This window comes from Nonomuraea rosea, assembly GCF_039539705.1.
In the GTDB taxonomy this organism is placed as follows: Bacteria; Actinomycetota; Actinomycetes; order Streptosporangiales; family Streptosporangiaceae; genus Nonomuraea; species Nonomuraea rosea.
In genome coordinates this window covers 39,049-55,055 of record NZ_BAABDQ010000008.1, presented here as the reverse complement: position 1 = coordinate 55,055, position 16,007 = coordinate 39,049, and the positions used below count along the sequence as shown (strand labels likewise).

Annotated in this window: 16 protein-coding genes; 14 read left to right on the top strand and 2 right to left on the bottom strand. The window is 72.4% G+C overall.

Going from position 1 to position 16,007, the window contains the following annotated elements; genetic code table 11:
* Positions 1–18: 18 nt before the first annotated feature.
* A complete protein-coding gene (locus ABEA43_RS20450; RefSeq protein ID WP_345563923.1) occupies positions 19–1,251 on the top strand; it encodes an MFS transporter in 1,233 nt (410 codons plus the stop codon).
* A 350-nt stretch (positions 1,252–1,601) separates the two neighbouring features.
* On the opposite strand, the gene ABEA43_RS20445 is transcribed toward ABEA43_RS20450, so the two are convergent.
* The gene (locus ABEA43_RS20445; RefSeq protein WP_345563921.1) at positions 1,602–3,344 is read right to left on the bottom strand and encodes an LLM class flavin-dependent oxidoreductase; all 1,743 of its coding nucleotides are present in this window, start codon (positions 3,342–3,344) and stop codon (positions 1,602–1,604) included.
* 126 nt (positions 3,345–3,470) lie between these two features.
* On the opposite strand from ABEA43_RS20445, the gene ABEA43_RS20440 reads away from it, so the two are divergent.
* The 7 genes from ABEA43_RS20440 (at position 3,471) to ABEA43_RS20410 (ending at position 10,740) form a co-directional block, all read left to right on the top strand.
* The gene (locus tag ABEA43_RS20440; protein ID WP_345563919.1) at positions 3,471–3,953 is read left to right on the top strand and encodes a MarR family winged helix-turn-helix transcriptional regulator; all 483 of its coding nucleotides are present in this window, start codon (positions 3,471–3,473) and stop codon (positions 3,951–3,953) included.
* 892 nt (positions 3,954–4,845) lie between these two features.
* Entirely contained in the window at positions 4,846–6,042 is a 1,197-nt protein-coding gene (locus tag ABEA43_RS20435; protein WP_345563918.1) for an MFS transporter, read from the top strand.
* A 190-nt stretch (positions 6,043–6,232) separates the two neighbouring features.
* A complete protein-coding gene (locus ABEA43_RS20430) occupies positions 6,233–7,207 on the top strand; it encodes a small ribosomal subunit Rsm22 family protein (RefSeq protein ID WP_345563916.1) in 975 nt (324 codons plus the stop codon).
* Positions 7,208–7,290: 83 nt separating this feature from the next.
* Positions 7,291–7,902 (top strand): LysE family translocator, encoded by a 612-nt coding sequence (locus ABEA43_RS20425; RefSeq protein ID WP_345563914.1) that lies wholly within the window; start codon positions 7,291–7,293, stop codon positions 7,900–7,902.
* Positions 7,903–8,088: 186 nt separating this feature from the next.
* Complete coding sequence (uppS, locus tag ABEA43_RS20420; protein WP_345564340.1) at positions 8,089–8,808, top strand: polyprenyl diphosphate synthase; 720 nt, start codon at positions 8,089–8,091, stop codon at positions 8,806–8,808.
* 80 nt (positions 8,809–8,888) lie between these two features.
* Positions 8,889–9,791: a GNAT family N-acetyltransferase gene (locus ABEA43_RS20415; RefSeq protein ID WP_345563912.1), complete on the top strand. Its 903-nt coding sequence runs from the start codon at positions 8,889–8,891 to the stop codon at positions 9,789–9,791.
* Between the two features lie 46 nt (positions 9,792–9,837).
* The gene (locus ABEA43_RS20410; protein ID WP_345563910.1) at positions 9,838–10,740 is read left to right on the top strand and encodes a pentapeptide repeat-containing protein; all 903 of its coding nucleotides are present in this window, start codon (positions 9,838–9,840) and stop codon (positions 10,738–10,740) included.
* Positions 10,741–10,854: 114 nt separating this feature from the next.
* Here the strand turns inward: ABEA43_RS20410 and ABEA43_RS20405 are convergent, their stop codons facing one another.
* Positions 10,855–11,358, bottom strand: coding sequence for a MarR family winged helix-turn-helix transcriptional regulator (locus tag ABEA43_RS20405; protein WP_345563908.1), 504 nt, complete (start codon positions 11,356–11,358; stop codon positions 10,855–10,857).
* Positions 11,359–11,450: 92 nt separating this feature from the next.
* On the opposite strand from ABEA43_RS20405, the gene ABEA43_RS20400 reads away from it, so the two are divergent.
* The 6 genes from ABEA43_RS20400 (at position 11,451) to ABEA43_RS20375 (ending at position 16,005) form a co-directional block, all read left to right on the top strand.
* Positions 11,451–12,332, top strand: a complete 882-nt coding sequence (locus tag ABEA43_RS20400; RefSeq protein ID WP_345563906.1) for an EamA family transporter — start codon at positions 11,451–11,453, stop codon at positions 12,330–12,332.
* A gap of 5 nt (positions 12,333–12,337) precedes the next feature.
* Positions 12,338–12,976, top strand: a complete 639-nt coding sequence (locus tag ABEA43_RS20395) for an NAD(P)-dependent oxidoreductase (protein ID WP_345563904.1) — start codon at positions 12,338–12,340, stop codon at positions 12,974–12,976.
* Between the two features lie 170 nt (positions 12,977–13,146).
* Entirely contained in the window at positions 13,147–14,010 is an 864-nt protein-coding gene (locus ABEA43_RS20390; RefSeq protein WP_345563902.1) for an SMP-30/gluconolactonase/LRE family protein, read from the top strand.
* Between the two features lie 89 nt (positions 14,011–14,099).
* On the top strand, positions 14,100–14,618 hold the full coding sequence (locus ABEA43_RS20385; protein WP_345563900.1) for an FBP domain-containing protein: 519 nt from the start codon (positions 14,100–14,102) through the stop codon (positions 14,616–14,618).
* A gap of 311 nt (positions 14,619–14,929) precedes the next feature.
* Positions 14,930–15,499 carry a hypothetical protein gene (locus ABEA43_RS20380; protein ID WP_345563898.1) on the top strand — a complete coding sequence of 190 codons (570 nt, stop codon included), beginning with the start codon at positions 14,930–14,932 and terminating at the stop codon, positions 15,497–15,499.
* Positions 15,496–16,005: an OmpA family protein gene (locus ABEA43_RS20375; protein WP_345563897.1), complete on the top strand. Its 510-nt coding sequence runs from the start codon at positions 15,496–15,498 to the stop codon at positions 16,003–16,005. The genes ABEA43_RS20380 and ABEA43_RS20375 overlap by 4 nt, the downstream gene beginning before the upstream one ends.
* Positions 16,006–16,007: the final 2 nt, after the last annotated feature.

The window sequence follows — 16,007 nt, the reverse complement described above, 5'->3', positions numbered from 1 at the left end:
GGTTTCAGCATATTCGACATGTCTGATGTGACGATGACCTGCGCGCCTCGCGTCGGGAGAATGCCGTGGTCGGGGCTGCTGGCGCTGTTCACGGCGGCGTTCGCGGCGGTCATGACGGAGCTGCTGCCGGCAGGGTTGCTGCCGCAGCTCGGCGCGGCGTTGGAGGTGTCGCCGGCGCAGGTGGGGTTCCTGGTGACGGGGTACGCGGTGGCGTCGTTCCTGGCGGCGATCCCGCTGACGGCGCTGCTGCGCGGGCTGGCCCGGCGGCCGGTGCTGGTGGGGGCGCTGACGGGGTTCGCGGTCTGCAACGGGGTGACGGCGTTGTCGTCCTCGTACGCGGTGACCTTCGGGGCGCGGGTGCTGGCCGGGGTCATGGGCGGGATCCTGTGGGCGATGCTGGTCGGGTACGCCGCGCGGATGGTGCCGGCCGAGCGGCGCGGGCGGGCGATCGCGATCGTGTCGGCGGGGATCACGGTGGCGCTGTGCGCGGGGATCCCGGCGGGGGCGGCGCTGGCGTCGGCGTTCGGGTGGCGGGCCGCGTTCGGCGGGCTGGCCGTCGTGCCGGTCGTCCTGGTGGGGTGGGTGCTGTGGAAGGTGCCGAACTTCCCCGGCGAGGCGGCCGCGGCGCGGGTGCCGTTGCGGAGGGTGGCGGTCATTCCCGGCATCCGTACGGTGCTGGGGGTGACGTTGCTGGTGCTGGTGGGACATCAGGCGATGTACACGTATGTGGCGGCGTTCGTGGAGCTGTCGGGGGGTGTGCGGACGAGTGTGGTGCTGCTCGTGTTCGGGGTGGGGACGGTGGCGGGGATCTGGGTGATCGGGGCGGTGATCGACCGGTTCCTGCGGGTGTCGCTCGTGGTGGTTCTGGCGATGGTGGCCGGCGCGATGACCGTTCTGGGAGTGCTGGCGGGGCCGGGCGGAACGGCTGCCGGTTCAACGTCCGGTGGGCCGGCGGTTCTGCTGCTGGCGGTGGCCGCCTGGGGAGCGGCCTTCGGCGGGGTGCCGACGCTGCTGCAGACGGCCCTGGTGAACGCGTCGGGGCAGGAAAGCGCGGATGTGGCCACGTCCATGCAGACCACGGTGTACAACGCGGGCATCGCGGCGGGGTCGCTGGCCGGTGGGGTGGTGCTGGAGGGCGCCGGGGCGGGGGCGCTGCCGTGGACGACGCTTCCGCTGGTGGCGGTGGCCCTGACGATCGTGATCGTGGCGCGCCGCCACGCCTTTCCGTCCCGGCGGCGTCCCGTGGGCTAGTCGTACGTGGCCAGGATCCCGGTGACACGTGGCCGCGGACACGGGCTGCCGGTGATCATGGCAGCGGCGGAGTCCTCACGCAGTCCCATAGGAACGATCGCGGCTGCCGTGGCGTCCTCACGTACAGACCCCCAGGAACGATCACGGCAGCCCCTTCACAAGCAGTCCCAAAGAAAGCGGCCCTCGTTGCCGTCCGGCGCGGCGAAGCCCAACCGGCTCCAACCCGCTCCGCACCCGCTTCCGTCCCAGGCGTGGTGGCTCGGCGCGACGCCCTGCCCGGAGGCCGCGCGCCTTGGAGCGGTGGGCTTCGGGCGGCGCGCGCTGGGCGGTCCGGTGGCCGGGCGCCGGGCTCAGAGGCCGTGCCTGGCCAGGGGCTCGACGAGCTCGTGTTCCTCGTACGACAGGTGGGACAGCAAACTGTCGGTGAGCAGGTCTACGGTGGTGCGCAGGTGGTCGAGGCCGCCAGGGTCGGTGACGAAGGCGACGAGAGCGCGATCGATGCGTTCGATGATTTTGTGGATGGCTTGGTGTTCCTCCGCGAGGCGGTCGAGCACGGGGGCGAGCTCGGGCTCGGCGCGGCGCAGGCGGGGGAAGACGACGGCGTCCTCGCCGGAGTGGTGCATGGTGACGAGCCGGCAGTAGGACTCGCAGTAGGCGCTGAGGGTCCAGTTGTTCTGGCGCATGGTCATGGTGTTGATGTGGGAGCGGGCGGCGCTCGCGTCGAGTGTGCCGGCGGCGACCTGGTCGACGAGGTCGCGTAGCTGGGCGAGCTCGCCGCGCAGGTGGTCGTGGACGTCGATGAGGTGGCGGCCGTCGGCCTGTTCCCGAGGGGTGTAGCGCCGTTCGGAATCGGGGCGGGGGCCGGCAGGGCGGGTGCTCTCGTCCCAGACGCGGGCATCGGTGAGGCGCACACCGTCATCCGGCGTCGGAACGGCGGCCAGCGGAGTGCCCTGTGCCACGGCGCTCCGCGGTGCTGCCGCCCTGCCGCCGGTCTGCCAGCTGGCGGCTTGACCGGAAGCGGCTTGGGAGGAGGTGGCGGGGGCGTCCGGAGCGGTGGTTTCCCTGGGGGCTTCCGCGGTGGTTTCCCTGGGGGCTTCCGCGGTGGTTTTCATGGGGGCTTCCGCGGTGGCTTCCGCCGCGGTGACGTGTGAGCTCGTAGCGTGTGAGCTCGTGACTTGAGCGGTCGTGACTTGAGCGGTCGCGGGTTGTGAAGTCGTGGCTTGAGCGGTCGCGGCACGGGCCCTGTCGCGTTCGGCGGCGACGAGTTCGCGTACGGCCGGGGCCGTTTCCAGGGCGAAGCGCTGCATCACGGCGGGATCGTCGGCCATGAGGGTGAAGACGCTGATGCCATGCGTGAGGGCGAGCTCCGCGAGCTGCGCGGGGGGCAGCTCCGCACCGAGGTTGAGCAGGCGGCGGATGTCCTCGGGGGAGCGGCCCGCCTCGGTGGCGGCCTCGTCGATGATGGCGTTGCCTTCGCCGATCTTGTCGGTGCTCCGGAGGTAGGGAAGGGAGGGGAGCCAGCCGTCCGCGAGCCGGCCGGTGAGGCGGAGCATGCGGGGCTTGTACGCGCCGAGCCAGATGCCGATGTCGTGTGCCGGCCTCGGGCCGCGCTTGGCGCCGTCGATCCGGTAATGCTCCCCGTGGTGCTGAATGCCGCCGGGTGTGCCGGTGTCCCAGGCTGCCCGGATGATCGGGATGCCTTCCTCGAGTGCGTCCACGGCCTGGCCGGGAGTCAGGCGGGGGCCGCCGATGGAGGCGATGGCGTCCCAGAAACCGCCGGTGCCGAGAGCGAGCTCGAAGCGGCCGTGACTGAGGATGTCGAGGCTGGCGGCGGCCTGGGCGAGCATGGCGGGCGGGCGCAGCGGCAGCGGGTGAACGTTGCCCGCCAGCCGGATCGTCTCCGTGCTCGCGGCCACGTAGCTGAGCAGGGTCCACGTGTCGAGGAAGGCGGGCTGGTACGGGTGGTCCTGGAAGGTGACGAGATCGAGTCCGGCGCGTTCGGCGAGCTGGGCGAGGGCTACGACGGTGTCAGCCTGCTGGGCGTGCGGCACCAGGTTGGCGCTGAAGAGGAGGTCGTGGCCGTAGTCGGGCATGGGGGTTGGCTCCTTGGTTGTGCCGTTCGCCGCCGGAGACGCCTGCATTAGTTGGTGTAGCGAACCATTGCGTACAATGAGGAAATTAGTTCGTATCGCAAACCATTGTCAACTAGACTCTGAGCCGTGGTCACGACGAAAGAGCCGGTCCTGGGGTTCACCGAGGCGCTCGTACGCCTGGCGCACCTGGTGCAGGCGGTGTTCGGGGACGTCAGCCGGGAGCACGACCTGACGCCGCAGCAGGCCCAGTTGCTGTGCCTGCTGATGGGCGGGCCGGTCGGGATGACGGAGCTGACGCGTTCGCTGCACCTGGAGAAGTCCAGCCTGACCGGCCTCGTGGACCGGGCCGAGAAGCGGGGCCTCGTGGTCCGCATCCGGGACGCCCGTGACCGGCGGGCCTGCCTGATCGAGCTGACCTGCGACGGGGCGCGGATCGCGGTGCAGGCGCACGACGGGGTCGCGGAGCGGCTGGAGACGCTGGCGGGCGGGCTGCCGCCGGAGCACCGGGAGCTGCTGGCAGGGGTCATCGACGGGATCCTGACCGAGGACACTTCGCTGAGCGGGCGGATCTGGTTTTCCCCGGAGCGCGAGACCGGTCTCCGGACGTAGCGGATCCCCTGGAAGCCCCGGGTCTCGACTCGGCTCTCCAGCCGGGTTCTTGAGTTCGCGCGCTCAGCCCCGGTTCTTAAGTCCGCATGCTCTGCCGGGTTCTTAGTCCCGATGCTCAGATCGCGTGCTCGGCTCGGCTCTTCACTCCGAGGTCGGCTCCACGCTCCGGGGTCGGCTCCACGCTCCGGGGTCGGCTCCTTGCACCGGGCTCCTCGCACCGGGGGTCGTCAGGTCGGCGGGTGCATGCCTGGGGCGGGTGGAGGCACGAGCATGGCGCGAGTTGCGCGCTCGGTCAGGAGCGGGTTCCTGGGCTCGGTGCCCGAGGGGGTGTGCCACAAGCGGGTTCCTGGGCTGGGTTCCTGGGGTGGTGCGTCAGGAGCGGGTTCCTGGGCTCGGTATCTGCGGTGGTGCGTCAAGGGGTGAGGGTGTCCGCCAGGAACGTGGTCAGGGCGGCGGTCACCTCGGCGGGGCGTTCCAGCGGCGGGAGGTGGCCCGTTTCGGCAGGTCGATGAGCCGCGCAGCCGGGATGCCTGCCGCGAGCAAGCCGGACACCTCCTGGATGCCGGGCTCGCCGACAGTGTCCTTCTGGGTAAGCGGGGCGCCCTTCGTGGGTGGGGTGGCCCGAGCTGGTGGGGTGGGGGCGGTATAACCGGTGGTCGTGTGCTGGTCTGTGCCGCATGCTGAATAATGTCCTCGGTTGATATCGGGCGGAAGTTAGGGGTTCGCATGCGCCTCGGCAAGGTCACCGTCGCCGCTTCATGGCGAGGGCGCTGCACGCGCTGAGTCGATCGCCGTCGGGTTCGTGCCGGCGGGCGATGCTCCTCGTCTGAAGCGGTCGCTCGCGTAAACGACCGTTTCCTCTTCCGTCCGAGGAGCTCTTTTGCATGCCTCCATGTCCGCGCGCCTTGGCGCGGACTTCTCCAAGCTGTGGACCGCTTCGGCGGTGTCCAACATCGGTGACGGCATCACCATGGCGGCCGGGCCGCTCCTGGTCGCCTCACTCACCGCCGATCCCGCGCTGGTGGCCGGCGCCGCGTTCGCGCAGCGGTTGCCATGGCTGCTGTTCTCGCTGATCAGCGGCGCGTACGTGGATCGGCTCGACCGGCGCAAGCTGATCGTGGTGGTCAACCTGCTGCGTGGCCTGGTGCTCGGCGCGCTGGCCGTCTCGGTGGCGACGGGCACGACCGGCATTCCGGTCATCTATCTGGCGTTCTTCCTGCTCGGCGTGGGGGAGACGCTGGCCGACACGGCCTCGGCGGCGCTCCTGCCCGCCATCGTGCCGCCCGAGCGGCTCGCCGCCGCCAACGCGCGGCTGATGGCCACGTTCACCGTCGCCAACCAGTTCCTGGCCAAGCCCCTGGGCGCGGGGCTGTTCGCGGTGGCCGCGGCGCTGCCTTTCGGGGTGGACGCGGTGTCGTTCGCCGTGGCCGCCGCGCTGGTGGCGACCGTGCGCCCGGTGCCCGCGCAGCCGTACGAGCGGGCGCCGGGCGGGCTGCGCGCCGAGATCGCGGACGGGGTGCGCTGGCTGTGGCGGCACCCGCTGATGCGCACGCTGGCGCTCAGCATGGGGCTGGCGAACGTCGTGTTCTGCGCGGCGTTCGCGGTCTTCGTGCTCTACGCCCGTCAGCGGCTGGGGCTGTCCGAGGTCGGGTACGGGGTGTTGCTGACCACGTTCGGCGTCGGCGGCCTGGTGGGCACGGGGGTCGCGGCGCGGTTGCAGGCCAGGTTCGGGGCGGCGGCGCTGCTGCGGGCCGGACTCCTCGTCGAGGCCGCGACCCATGCCGCGCTGGCCGCCACCACCGTGCCTCTCGTCGCGGCGGCGGTGCTGGTCGTCTTCGGCGTCCACACGATGGTGTGGGGCGTCATCGCGGCGACGCTCAGGCAGCAGGTCGTGCCCGGCGGGCTGCTGGGGCGGGTCGGGAGCGTGAGCGCGCTGTTCGACGTCGGGGGCGCGGCCGTCGGGTCGCTGCTGGGCGGCCTGCTCGCCAAGGCGTGGACGATCACCGCGCCGTACTGGATGGCCGCCGTTGTGATGGTCGCCATCGCGGTCGTCGCCTGGCGCCCGCTCGCCCAGGCCGGCACCGCGTGACCGCCGACCTCGCCGCACCCCGGCCGCCCACGCGGGCACACCCGCCGACCTCGCCGCACCCCGGCCGCCCACGCGGGCACACCCGCCGACCCCGCCACATCGCGGCCCGCCATGCGAGCAACGCCTGTGCCATCGCTCTACGAACCGCGTCCCCCATCGACCAGCACGCTTCCATCAGGTGAGACCATCCATGCTTCCCGACGAACTCGGAACCGCTCTCGACCACGCCCTGGCCCGCCACTCGCTCCAGGAGCTGTCCGACTCGGTCGCCCGCCTCACCGAGCGCTACCGCACGCCGGCCGCCACCACCGGCCAGACGCACCTGCGCTCCAAGGCCGACATCGCCGCCTACGCGGCCTATCGCATGCCCGCCACCTACGCGGCCGCCGCCACGGCCATGCGCCAGGCCGCCGCAACGGCCTCGGGGTTCCGGCCGAGAACCCAGCTCGACGTCGGCGGCGGCACCGGGGCGGCGATCTGGGCGGCCCGCGAGATCTGGCCGTCGCTCGAACAGGCCACCGTCATCGAACACGACCCGCACATCATCGACCTCGGCAAACGCCTGGCCCGCACGTCCGAGGCGCTCCGCGGCACCGCCTGGCGGCAGGCGTCCGTCCGCCCCGGTCTCGACCGGCCCGCCGCCGACCTGGTGACCATGTCGTACGCACTCAACGAGCTCCCCCAGAAGGACCGCCAGGACGTCGTACGATGGCTGGCCGCCGACGCCGCGATGGTGCTCATCATCGAGCCCGGCACCCCCGCGGGCTACGCCACCATCGCCGCGGCACGCGAGGTCCTGACCGGGCAGGGAATGACGATCGTCGCCCCCTGCCCCCACGACGGCCGATGCCCGATCGCGCCAGGACGCGACTGGTGCCACTTCTCCGTCAGGCTCCCCAGAACCTCCCTGCACCGGCGGATCAAGGCGGGCACGCTCAGCTTCGAGGACGAGAAGTTCTCCTACGTGGCCGCCACGACCGGCGGGTGGCCGCGCGCCGGCGGCCGGGTCCTGCGCCATCCGCAGAAACGCAAGGGCGTGGTGGCGCTGCGGCTGTGCACCGGCGACAGGGAGGTCCGCGACGTGACCGTCTCCAAGCGCCAGGGTGACCTCTACCGCCGCGCCAGGGACGCGGGCTGGGGAGACGGGTGGTCGCCGGCCGACTAAAATCAATCTGTATTGACATAGAAGGCCGGGGAGTGGTTGGGTGCTGGCACGCACCACTCCCCGCCTCCTGAAGGGCCCGGCCCGTGAGCATCGAGTTCCTGCTGACCTCGCTCGTGATCGTCATCACCCCGGGCACCGGCGTGCTCTACACGCTGGCCGCCGCCCTGTCGCGCGGCGGGCGGGCCGGGGTCGTGGCCGCGTTCGGCTGCACGCTCGGCATCGTGCCCCACATGGCGGCCGCCGTGACGGGACTGGCCGCCCTCCTGCACACCAGCGCGGTCGCCTTCCAGGTCATCAAGTACGCGGGCGTGGCGTACCTGCTCTACATGGCCTGGAGCACGCTGCGCGAGCGCGGGGCGCTCAGCGTGGACCAGGAGACGGCCCCGCGTCCTGCGGGCAGGGTGATCGCCGACGGGGTGCTGATCAACATACTCAACCCGAAGCTGTCGATCTTCTTCTTCGCGTTCCTGCCGCAGTTCGTGAGCGCCGGCGAGCCGTCCGCGGTGCTGCGCATGCTGGAACTGAGCGCTGTGTTCATGCTGCTGACGTTCGTGGTCTTCGTCGGGTACGGGCTGTTCGCCGCCGCCGTACGTAACCACGTGATCTCCCGGCCGAAGGTGCTGACCTGGATGCGGCGCGGGTTTGGGGCGGCGTTCGTCGCGCTAGGGGCCAAGCTGGCGGTGACGGAGCAGTGAGCCACCGGGCCGGCCGGCGAGCACGTGCGGTACGGCCACACCATCATCAATCCCGACAATCTCTCGCATCTCTGCCCCGAGAATCCGGAAAGATCGGATTCCGGGTCCGCGGCGCGTCATTCTGGGTGGGTGCAGACGACTGACCTCCTTCACGCTCTATACGCCCGGCGCCTGCGCCGTCAGGTCATGGCGGGCCCGCTGCCGCGCCACGTAGGCCTGATCATCGACGGCAACCGGCGCTGGGCCAGGCAGCAGGGTATGGCGAACCCCAGCATCGGCCACAAATACGGCGCGGACCACATCTCACACGTCCTGACGTGGTGCGAGGGACTGGGCATCGATCACCTGACCGTGTTCCTGTGCTCGACGGAGAACCTGCAGCGGCGCGGGGACGAGGAGGTGGCCTACCTGCTCCGGGTGATCGAGCAGATGGTCGCCGACCGGTTCGACCGGCCGGACGCCCGCTGGCGGATGCACGTGGCCGGGCTGCTCGACATGCTGCCCGACTCCACCGCGCGGGCGCTCAAGAGCGCCGTCGAGGCGACCCGTACGTGCGACACCGGCTTCCACCTGACGCTGGCCATCGGGTACGGCGGCCGCCAGGAGGTGATCGACGCCCTGCGGGAGCTCCTGTACGAGCGGGCCGAGGCGGGCGAGTCGATGCGGGACCTGGCCGCGACCCTCAGCGTGGACGACATCGCCCGCCACCTGTACACCGCCGGGCAGCCCGACCCCGACCTGGTGATCCGCACGAGCGGTGAGCAACGCATGTCGAACTTCCTGCTCTGGCAGTCGGCCTACTCCGAGCTGTACTTCTGCGAGGCGTACTGGCCGGCCTTCCGCGAGATCGACTTCCTGCGGGCGCTGCGCAGCTTCGCCGCCAGGCAGCGGCGCTTCGGCGGCTGACGCCCGAGGCGCGGCCCAGGCCGGCGTGCGGGCTCGGTAATCCGGTTGCCTCGGCGGGGCGTGAGTGCTGAGGTGGCCGGATGATTCGTGATGAGGTGCTGGCCGCGTTCGACCGGCAGTTGCGGCGTGAGGCCGCTCCCGACGCGCCGGGAGCCAGGGTCGAGCGGGCGGGCGGCGTGGTGCGGCAGGTGGGGCCCGAGCACGGCTGGAACGGCGTCCTCTGGTCCGAGCTCGACCCCGGCGGCGCGGACGGGGCGATCGCCGAGCAGGTCCGGTACTTCGGCGGGCTGGGGCGGGCCTTCGAGTGGAAGCTGTACGCGCATGACCAGCCCGCCGACCTCGACCGCCGCCTCCTCGCGGCCGGTTTCACCGCCGAGCCCGTGGAGACGGTGATGATCGCCGAGGTCGCCGGTCTGGACGCGAGCGCCGGCGGTGCTCCGGAAGGCGTCCGCCTGGTTCCGGTCACCGGCGAGGAGGGCGCCGACCTGGTGGCCGCCGTCCACGAACGCGCCTTCGCCACAGACCCTGAGCCCACCGACCCCGCCACGGAAACGAACACGGCGGCATCCGCACACGGGATCGCGGCGGCGGAACAGGCGGCATCTGCGCACGGGATGGCGCCGGCGCAGCAGGCGGCGCCCGCGCAGGGTGTGGCGCGGGAGCAGGTCAGGCGGCGGCTGCTCGACCAGCTCGCCGCCGGCACCGCGATCGCCGTCCTCGCCATGGCCGGCGACGTGCCGATCAGCGCGGCCCGCATGGACATGCACCCCGGCACCCGGTTCGCGAGCCTGTGGGGCGGCGGCACCGTGCCGGAATGGCGCGGGCGGGGCGTCTATCGTGCGCTGGTCGCCTACCGGGCCCGCGAGGCGGCCGCGCGCGGCTACGACTACCTCCAGGTCGACGCCTCCAGCCAGAGCCGGCCGATCCTGCTGCGGCTGGGGTTCGCGCCCCTCACCACGACGACGCCGTACGTCCATCCTTGAGTACCCTTGACTCGACCCGTCCGCCGCCTGCGAGGAGACCAGCGCGTTGCCCGGAACGAACCCGCGCGAGCTCGGCCTGGCCGCCGACTGTGAGAGCTGCTTCGGGCTGTGCTGCGTCGCGCTGCCGTTCGCGGCCTCGGCCGACTTCGCGGTGGACAAGGCCGCCGGGCAGCCCTGCGACAACCTGCGCGAAGACTTCCGCTGCTCCATCCACCAGCAGCTCAGGCCGCGCGGCTTTCCCGGCTGCACCGTGTTCGACTGCTTCGGGGCCGGTCAGAAGGTCTCGCAGGTCACGTTCGAGGGCACGAGCTGGCGGCAGGCGCCGGGCACGGCCAGGCAGATGTACGCCGTGTTCCCGGTCATGCGGCAGCTGCACGAGCTGCTGTGGTATCTGGCCGAGGCGCTGACGCTGGAGCCCGCCGAGCCCGTGCACGCCGAGCTGCGCCACGCCCTCGACGAGACCGAGTGCCTGAGCCGCGAGAGCGCCGACGTGCTGGAGAAGCTGGACGTCGGGGCGCACCGGGCCGAGGTCAACGTGCTGCTGCTGCGTACGAGCGAGCTGGTCAGGGCCGGTGACAAGGGCAAGGACCGGCGCGGCGCGGACCTCATCGGCGCCAAGCTCAAGGGCGCCGACCTGCGGGCGGCCAACCTGCGCGGGGCGTACCTGATCGGGGCCGACCTGAGGGGCGCCGACCTGCGGCGCGCTGACCTGATCGGGGCCGACCTCAGGGGAGCGGAGCTCGCGGGCGCCGACCTGACCGACGCCATCTTCCTCACCCAGGCCCAGGTGAACGCGGCCCGGGGCGACGCCGCCACCCGGATCCCCGCCACCCTGACCCGCCCGCCGCACTGGGCCGCCCTCCCCGAGCCCCGCGACCGCCGCCCGGCCCCTGGCGCGGGCACCCGGGGCAAACCGGGAGGCACCGGCCGCCGCCCCCGCCGCCGCTGACTCTCCGCCGACGCCTGACCTCCGCCCGATGCCCGGCCTTCGGCTGGCGTCCCAAGGCCGGGTGTCCGAGGTCGGGTGTCCGAGGTCGGGTGTCCGAGGTCCGGGGCTCGGAGGTCACGCTGGGTCTGTGGTGTCGCCGAGCGACTCCAGAAGGTCCCGCAGTGTGCCGGCCAGCCCGTCGCGCTGGGTCGCGCTGAGCGCGGCCAGCACCCGATCCTCGGCCTGAACGTGATCGGGCAGCGCCCGGTCGATCAGCGCCCGCCCCTCGTCGGTGAGGGTCACCACGACGCCGCGCCCGTCGGACTCGCTCGGCGCACGCCGCACCAGCCCCCGCGCCTCCAGGCGGTCGAGCCGCTGCGTGACCGCTCCCGAGGTGATCATGGAGGCCCGCATCAGCTCGGCGGGCGTCAGCCGGTGCGGCGGATCGCTGCGGCGCAACGTGGCCAGCACGTCGAACGACGCCGGATCCAGCCCGTGCGAGGCGAACGTCTTCCGGAGCTCGGCATCGATCAACTGCTTCAGCCTGGACAGCCGCCCGATCACCGCCATGGGAGAGACGTCCAGGTCAGGACGCTGAGCGTGCCACTGCTTGAGGATGAGGTCGACGTGATCTGCCACCGCCCCAGCCTAGCGATGTCTTAGCGGTGAGGTAAATCACCTGGCGCAGTCGCTTAGCGCTGAGATACTTTGTCTTAGTGCTAAGCAATCGAATGATACTTGTGACCGCGCTGACCCCCGCCATCTGGGGGACCACCTACCTCGTCACCACCGAACTGCTCCCGCCCGGCCGCCCCCTGCTGGCCGCGGTGATCCGGGCCCTGCCCGCCGGGCTGCTCCTCGTGGCCATCACCCGCCGCCTGCCGAAGGGCATCTGGTGGTGGCGCGCGCTCGTGCTCGGCGCGTTGAACATCGGGGTGTTCTTCGCGCTGCTGTTCGTGGGGGCCTACCGGCTGCCCGGCGGGGTGGCCGCGACCGTCGGCGCCATCCAGCCCCTCCTGGTCGCCATGCTGTCGGCCGGGCTCCTGGGTGAACGCCTGACCCTGCGCACCACGCTGGCCGCCGTGGCGGGCGTGGCCGGGGTCAGCCTGCTCGTCCTGCGGGCCGACGCGCGGCTGGACGGACTCGGCGTGGCGGCGGCGCTCGGCGGAGCCGTGGTCATGGCCGCGGGAGTCGTCCTGAGCAAGCGCTGGCAGTCGCCCGCGCCGCTGCTGGCCACCACGGGCTGGCAGCTCGTGGCCGGCGGCCTGGTGCTGCTCCCCGTCGCCTTCCTCGTCGAAGGGCCTCCGCCGGCCGCGCTGACCAGCGCCAACCTCGCCGGGTACGCGTACCTCACCGTCATCGGCTCAGCCCTCGCCTACGCGCTGTGGTTCAGGGGCCTGCGGGAGCTGTCGGCGACCAAGGTCACCTTCCTCGGCCTGCTCAGTCCCGTGGTCGCCACCGCGCTCGGCTGGCTCGTACTCGGGCAGGAGCTCACAGCCGCCCAGGGGCTGGGCGCGTTCGTCGTCCTGGCGGCCCTGGTGACCGCCCAGCTCCAGCCCAGGCCCCGCCCGCTCCCGGGCCCGGCCCCCGTTCTGATCGGCAAGGGGTCCTGACCATCATGCGCATCACCGTTTTCGGCGCCGCCGGAGCCGTCGGCGGCCGAGTGGTGGCCGAGGCCCTCTCGCGCGGCCACGACGTCACCGCCGTCGTCCGCGACCCCGCCCGCTTCCCCCTGCTGCACCCCGCCGCGCACGCCCGCGCCGGCGACGCCTCCGACATCGGGGACGTGGCCGCGCTCAGCGCCGGGCAGGACCTCGTCATCAGCGCCACCCGGCCGCCGCCCGGCCATGAGAACGACCTGGTCACGACCGCCGAAGCGCTACTGGCCGGGCTGGCGGGGACCGGCGTGCGGCTGCTGCTCGTCGGCGGCGCGGCCGGGCTGACCGTGCCGGGCGGCGGCGGGCTCACCGTCGTCGACACCCCGGACTTCCCGCCCGCGTGGCGGCCCATCGCGCTGGCCTGCAACGCGCAACTCGACGCCTGCCGGGCCGAGCAGGGCGTGGACTGGGCCTACCTGAGCCCGCCCGCACTGCTCGAACCGGGGGAGCGCACCGGAACGTACCGGATCGGGGCCGACGAGCTGCTGGTCGACGCGGCCGGGCGGTCGGCGATCTCGATGGAGGACTTCGCGGTCGCGCTGCTCGACGAGGCGGAACGGCCGCGCCACCACCGGGTCAGGTTCACCGTCGCGTATTGACGTACCGGAGGCCGCCGGGTCCGCGGCCCGATTGGATGCCGCCGGGTCCGCGGCCGACTCGGATGCCGCCGGTTCCGCGGCTCGATCGGATGCCGCCGGTTCCGCGGCCATGGGGATGTCAATAGGGTCGGGAACCGTACACATCCCCCGTGATCGCCGAGGAGCCCGGCATGACCATCGCCCCGTACACCGTGACCGACCCCGTCGCCCAGCACGGCGAGGGGCCCGTGTGGTCCAGCCGCTGGGGCGGGCTGCGGTGGGTGGACATGCTGGCGGGCGACGTGCTGGCGCTGGACGCCGACGGCGCGGTACGCCGCCGCCACGTAGGCGCGGTGGCCGCCGTCGTACGGCCGCGCGCGTCGGGCGGCTATCTGGTCGCATCCGAGCGCGAGCTGCTGCTGTCCGGCTCCGACGACCTCGACGCCCCGCTGCGCTCCCTGGGCGAGGCGTGGAGCGACCCGGCGATCCGGATGAACGAGGGCGGCTGCGACCCCGACGGCCGCTTCTACATCGGCAGCATGGCCTACGACGCCGGACGCGGGCGCGGGTCGTTCTACGTGGCGGAGCAGGACGGGAGCCTGCGCGTGGTGCTGCCGGAGGTGACGATCTCCAACGGCTTCGACTTCAGCCCGGACGGCGCCCTCGCCTACTACGCCGACACCGAGACCGGCCGCATCGACGTGCTCGACTACGAGCCGGAGGGCGGGCTGACCGGCCGCCGCCCGTTCGTGAGCGTCGAGCCGGAGCACGGCGCCCCCGACGGGCTGACGGTCGACGCCGAGGGCGGGGTGTGGGTGGCGCTGTGGCAGGGCGGGGCGGTACGCAGATACACCCCGCAGGGGCGGCTCGACGCGGTCATCGACCTGCCCGTGCGCAAGGTCACGGCGGTCACGTTCGGCGGCGCGGACCTCGACCGGCTGTTCATCACCACCTCGGCGCTCGGCGTGGACCGCGCCGAGCAGCCCGACGCGGGCGCGCTCTTCGCCGCCGACCCCGGCGTGCGCGGCCGCCCGGTGCGTCCGACCACCTTGTGAGCCGGTACGCGGAAAATCCGGTTGTCCCAGCGAACCTAGGACCCTTAGGCTCCACTTTGGCCAGATTAGGTTCGTACGAGGAGAGAGCCGTGAAGACCATCACCGAGCAGGACATCCGCGCGTCCTTCGTCAACTGCTCCAAGGGAGAGGCCCGGCGGCTGAACCTGCCACGTGAGCTGGCCCGATCCCCTTGGGACGATCTCGACTTCCTGGGCTGGCGCGATCCGGGGGCGCCGGAGCGCGCCTACCTGGTCCTGGAGCGCGACGGCGGCCTCGTCGGCGTCTCCCTGCGCCTGGCGCCGGAGGTGCGCAGGAGCTTCGCCAAGTCCACGCTGTGCTCGGTCTGCGTGACGCCGCACGCGGGGCCCGGGGTGGCCCTGTTCGCCGCGCCCAGGGTCGGCGCCGCCGGTCGCCAGGGCAACACCGTCGGCGCCTACATCTGCGCCGACCTGGCGTGTTCGCTGTACGTACGCGACAAGAAGCAGACCGAGCTGGGCACCCGCTTCGAGTCGCTCACGGTGGGGGAGCGGATCGCCCGGGCCGTCGTCAACCTGGACGCGTTCCTGGACCGGATCCTCGACGACACCCTCGCGGACGCCGCGCGCTGAGGATTGGTGGGGGCGACGTCCAGCACGAGCCGTCGGACGGGAAGGGCCGTCTGCGGCGTCAGCCGGCTGTCCAGCAGCGCCCCGGCGCCTGCGGCGATTGGAACGCGGTGGGCGCCGGCGTGAACGTCGCCCATGTCTTGGACCGCGCGTGCACCCCCGCCGGTTCCATCGAGAACGAAACACGCGCCGCATAGGCCCGCGCGCCCCGGCCGCGGCAGGTAAAAGTACGCGGCCCGTGGCGGTATTTGTCCTTCGAAGCGCGGGCGGTCTCCTCCTTACCGTGGTCCCCGACCGTTGTTCGGGAGGATGTCATGCGAGCTCGTACATGGATCGTCGCGGCAGTCGCGCTGCCGTTCGCGTTGTCCGGCTGCGCCGTCCCCGGCACCGGCCGCGCCCCCACCGCCGCCCCCGCCACCACGTCCGCACCCGCGCCCGGCCGGGAACCCGCGCAGCCGACCGGCTCGCCCACCGGCTCACCCGGGCCGGACGCGGGGGCCGTGCCGGTGGCCGCCGCGACGTTCAGTCCCGGCGCGAAGAAGAGCGCGGAGGTCGAGGTGCTCGCGCTCAGACGGCGCGGCAAGCTGCTCGACCTGGTGCTGTCGATCACCGCCCACTCCGGGGACGAGACCTACATCTCGGTCGAGGACTTCACCGGCACGGGGCCGTCGGCGATCACGCTGGTCGACAACGTCAGGCTCAAGCGCTACCTGATCGTGCGCGACTCCGCCGGCGCGCTGCTGCAGCCGCCGTACTGGATCATCAAGGCGGACGAGGCGAGCGTGCGGACCTACACCTTCGCCGCGCCCCCTGCCGAGGTCACCCGCCTGGACGTGAGCATCGGCGGCCAGCCGCCCTTCCGCGACGTGCCGGTGACGTCATGATCCGCCACGCCCTGGCGGCGCTCCCCATGATCGCGGCGCTGCTCGGCCCGACGCCTGCCCCTGACGTGCCCGACGCGAACCTCCGGCAGGCCGTGCTCGACCTCACCGGCACGGTCGAAGCGCTGCAGACCGAGACCGGGGACGGGCCTCTCACCAAGATCACGATCTCGTCGGACGTGCTGTTCGCGTTCGACAAGGCGGCGCTGACCCCGGTCGCCGCCCGTCACCTGGCCCGGATCGCCGAACGCCTGCGTACGGCCACCGGCACGGTCCGCGTCGACGGCTACACCGACGCCAAGGGCACGAACGCCTACAACGCGGGCCTCTCACGGCAGCGCGCAGAAAGCGTCAAACGCGAGCTGGACCGCATCCTGGGCGGCACGCCGGCGATCGCCGCCACGGGACACGGCGAGGCCGATCCGGTCGCGCCGAACACCGAGGGCGGCAAGGACAGCCCCGGCGGCCGGGCCAAGAACCGCCGCGTGGTCATCCGCTTCGAGAGCTGAGA

Bases quoted from the DNA above. Each gene is read 5' to 3' on its own strand.
- ABEA43_RS20445 (WP_345563921.1), bottom strand. From the start codon at position 3,344: ATGCCCGACTACGGCCACGACCTCCTCTTCAGCGCCAACCTGGTGCCG.
- ABEA43_RS20390 (WP_345563902.1), top strand. From the start codon at position 13,147: ATGACCATCGCCCCGTACACCGTGACCGACCCCGTCGCCCAGCACGGC.
- ABEA43_RS20415 (WP_345563912.1), top strand. From the start codon at position 8,889: ATGATTCGTGATGAGGTGCTGGCCGCGTTCGACCGGCAGTTGCGGCGT.
- ABEA43_RS20450 (WP_345563923.1), top strand. From the start codon at position 19: ATGTCTGATGTGACGATGACCTGCGCGCCTCGCGTCGGGAGAATGCCG.
- ABEA43_RS20430 (WP_345563916.1), top strand. From the start codon at position 6,233: ATGCTTCCCGACGAACTCGGAACCGCTCTCGACCACGCCCTGGCCCGC.
- ABEA43_RS20400 (WP_345563906.1), top strand. From the start codon at position 11,451: ATGATACTTGTGACCGCGCTGACCCCCGCCATCTGGGGGACCACCTAC.
- ABEA43_RS20435 (WP_345563918.1), top strand. From the start codon at position 4,846: ATGTCCGCGCGCCTTGGCGCGGACTTCTCCAAGCTGTGGACCGCTTCG.
- ABEA43_RS20380 (WP_345563898.1), top strand. From the start codon at position 14,930: ATGCGAGCTCGTACATGGATCGTCGCGGCAGTCGCGCTGCCGTTCGCG.
- uppS (WP_345564340.1), top strand. From the start codon at position 8,089: ATGGCGGGCCCGCTGCCGCGCCACGTAGGCCTGATCATCGACGGCAAC.
- ABEA43_RS20375 (WP_345563897.1), top strand. From the start codon at position 15,496: ATGATCCGCCACGCCCTGGCGGCGCTCCCCATGATCGCGGCGCTGCTC.
- ABEA43_RS20395 (WP_345563904.1), top strand. From the start codon at position 12,338: ATGCGCATCACCGTTTTCGGCGCCGCCGGAGCCGTCGGCGGCCGAGTG.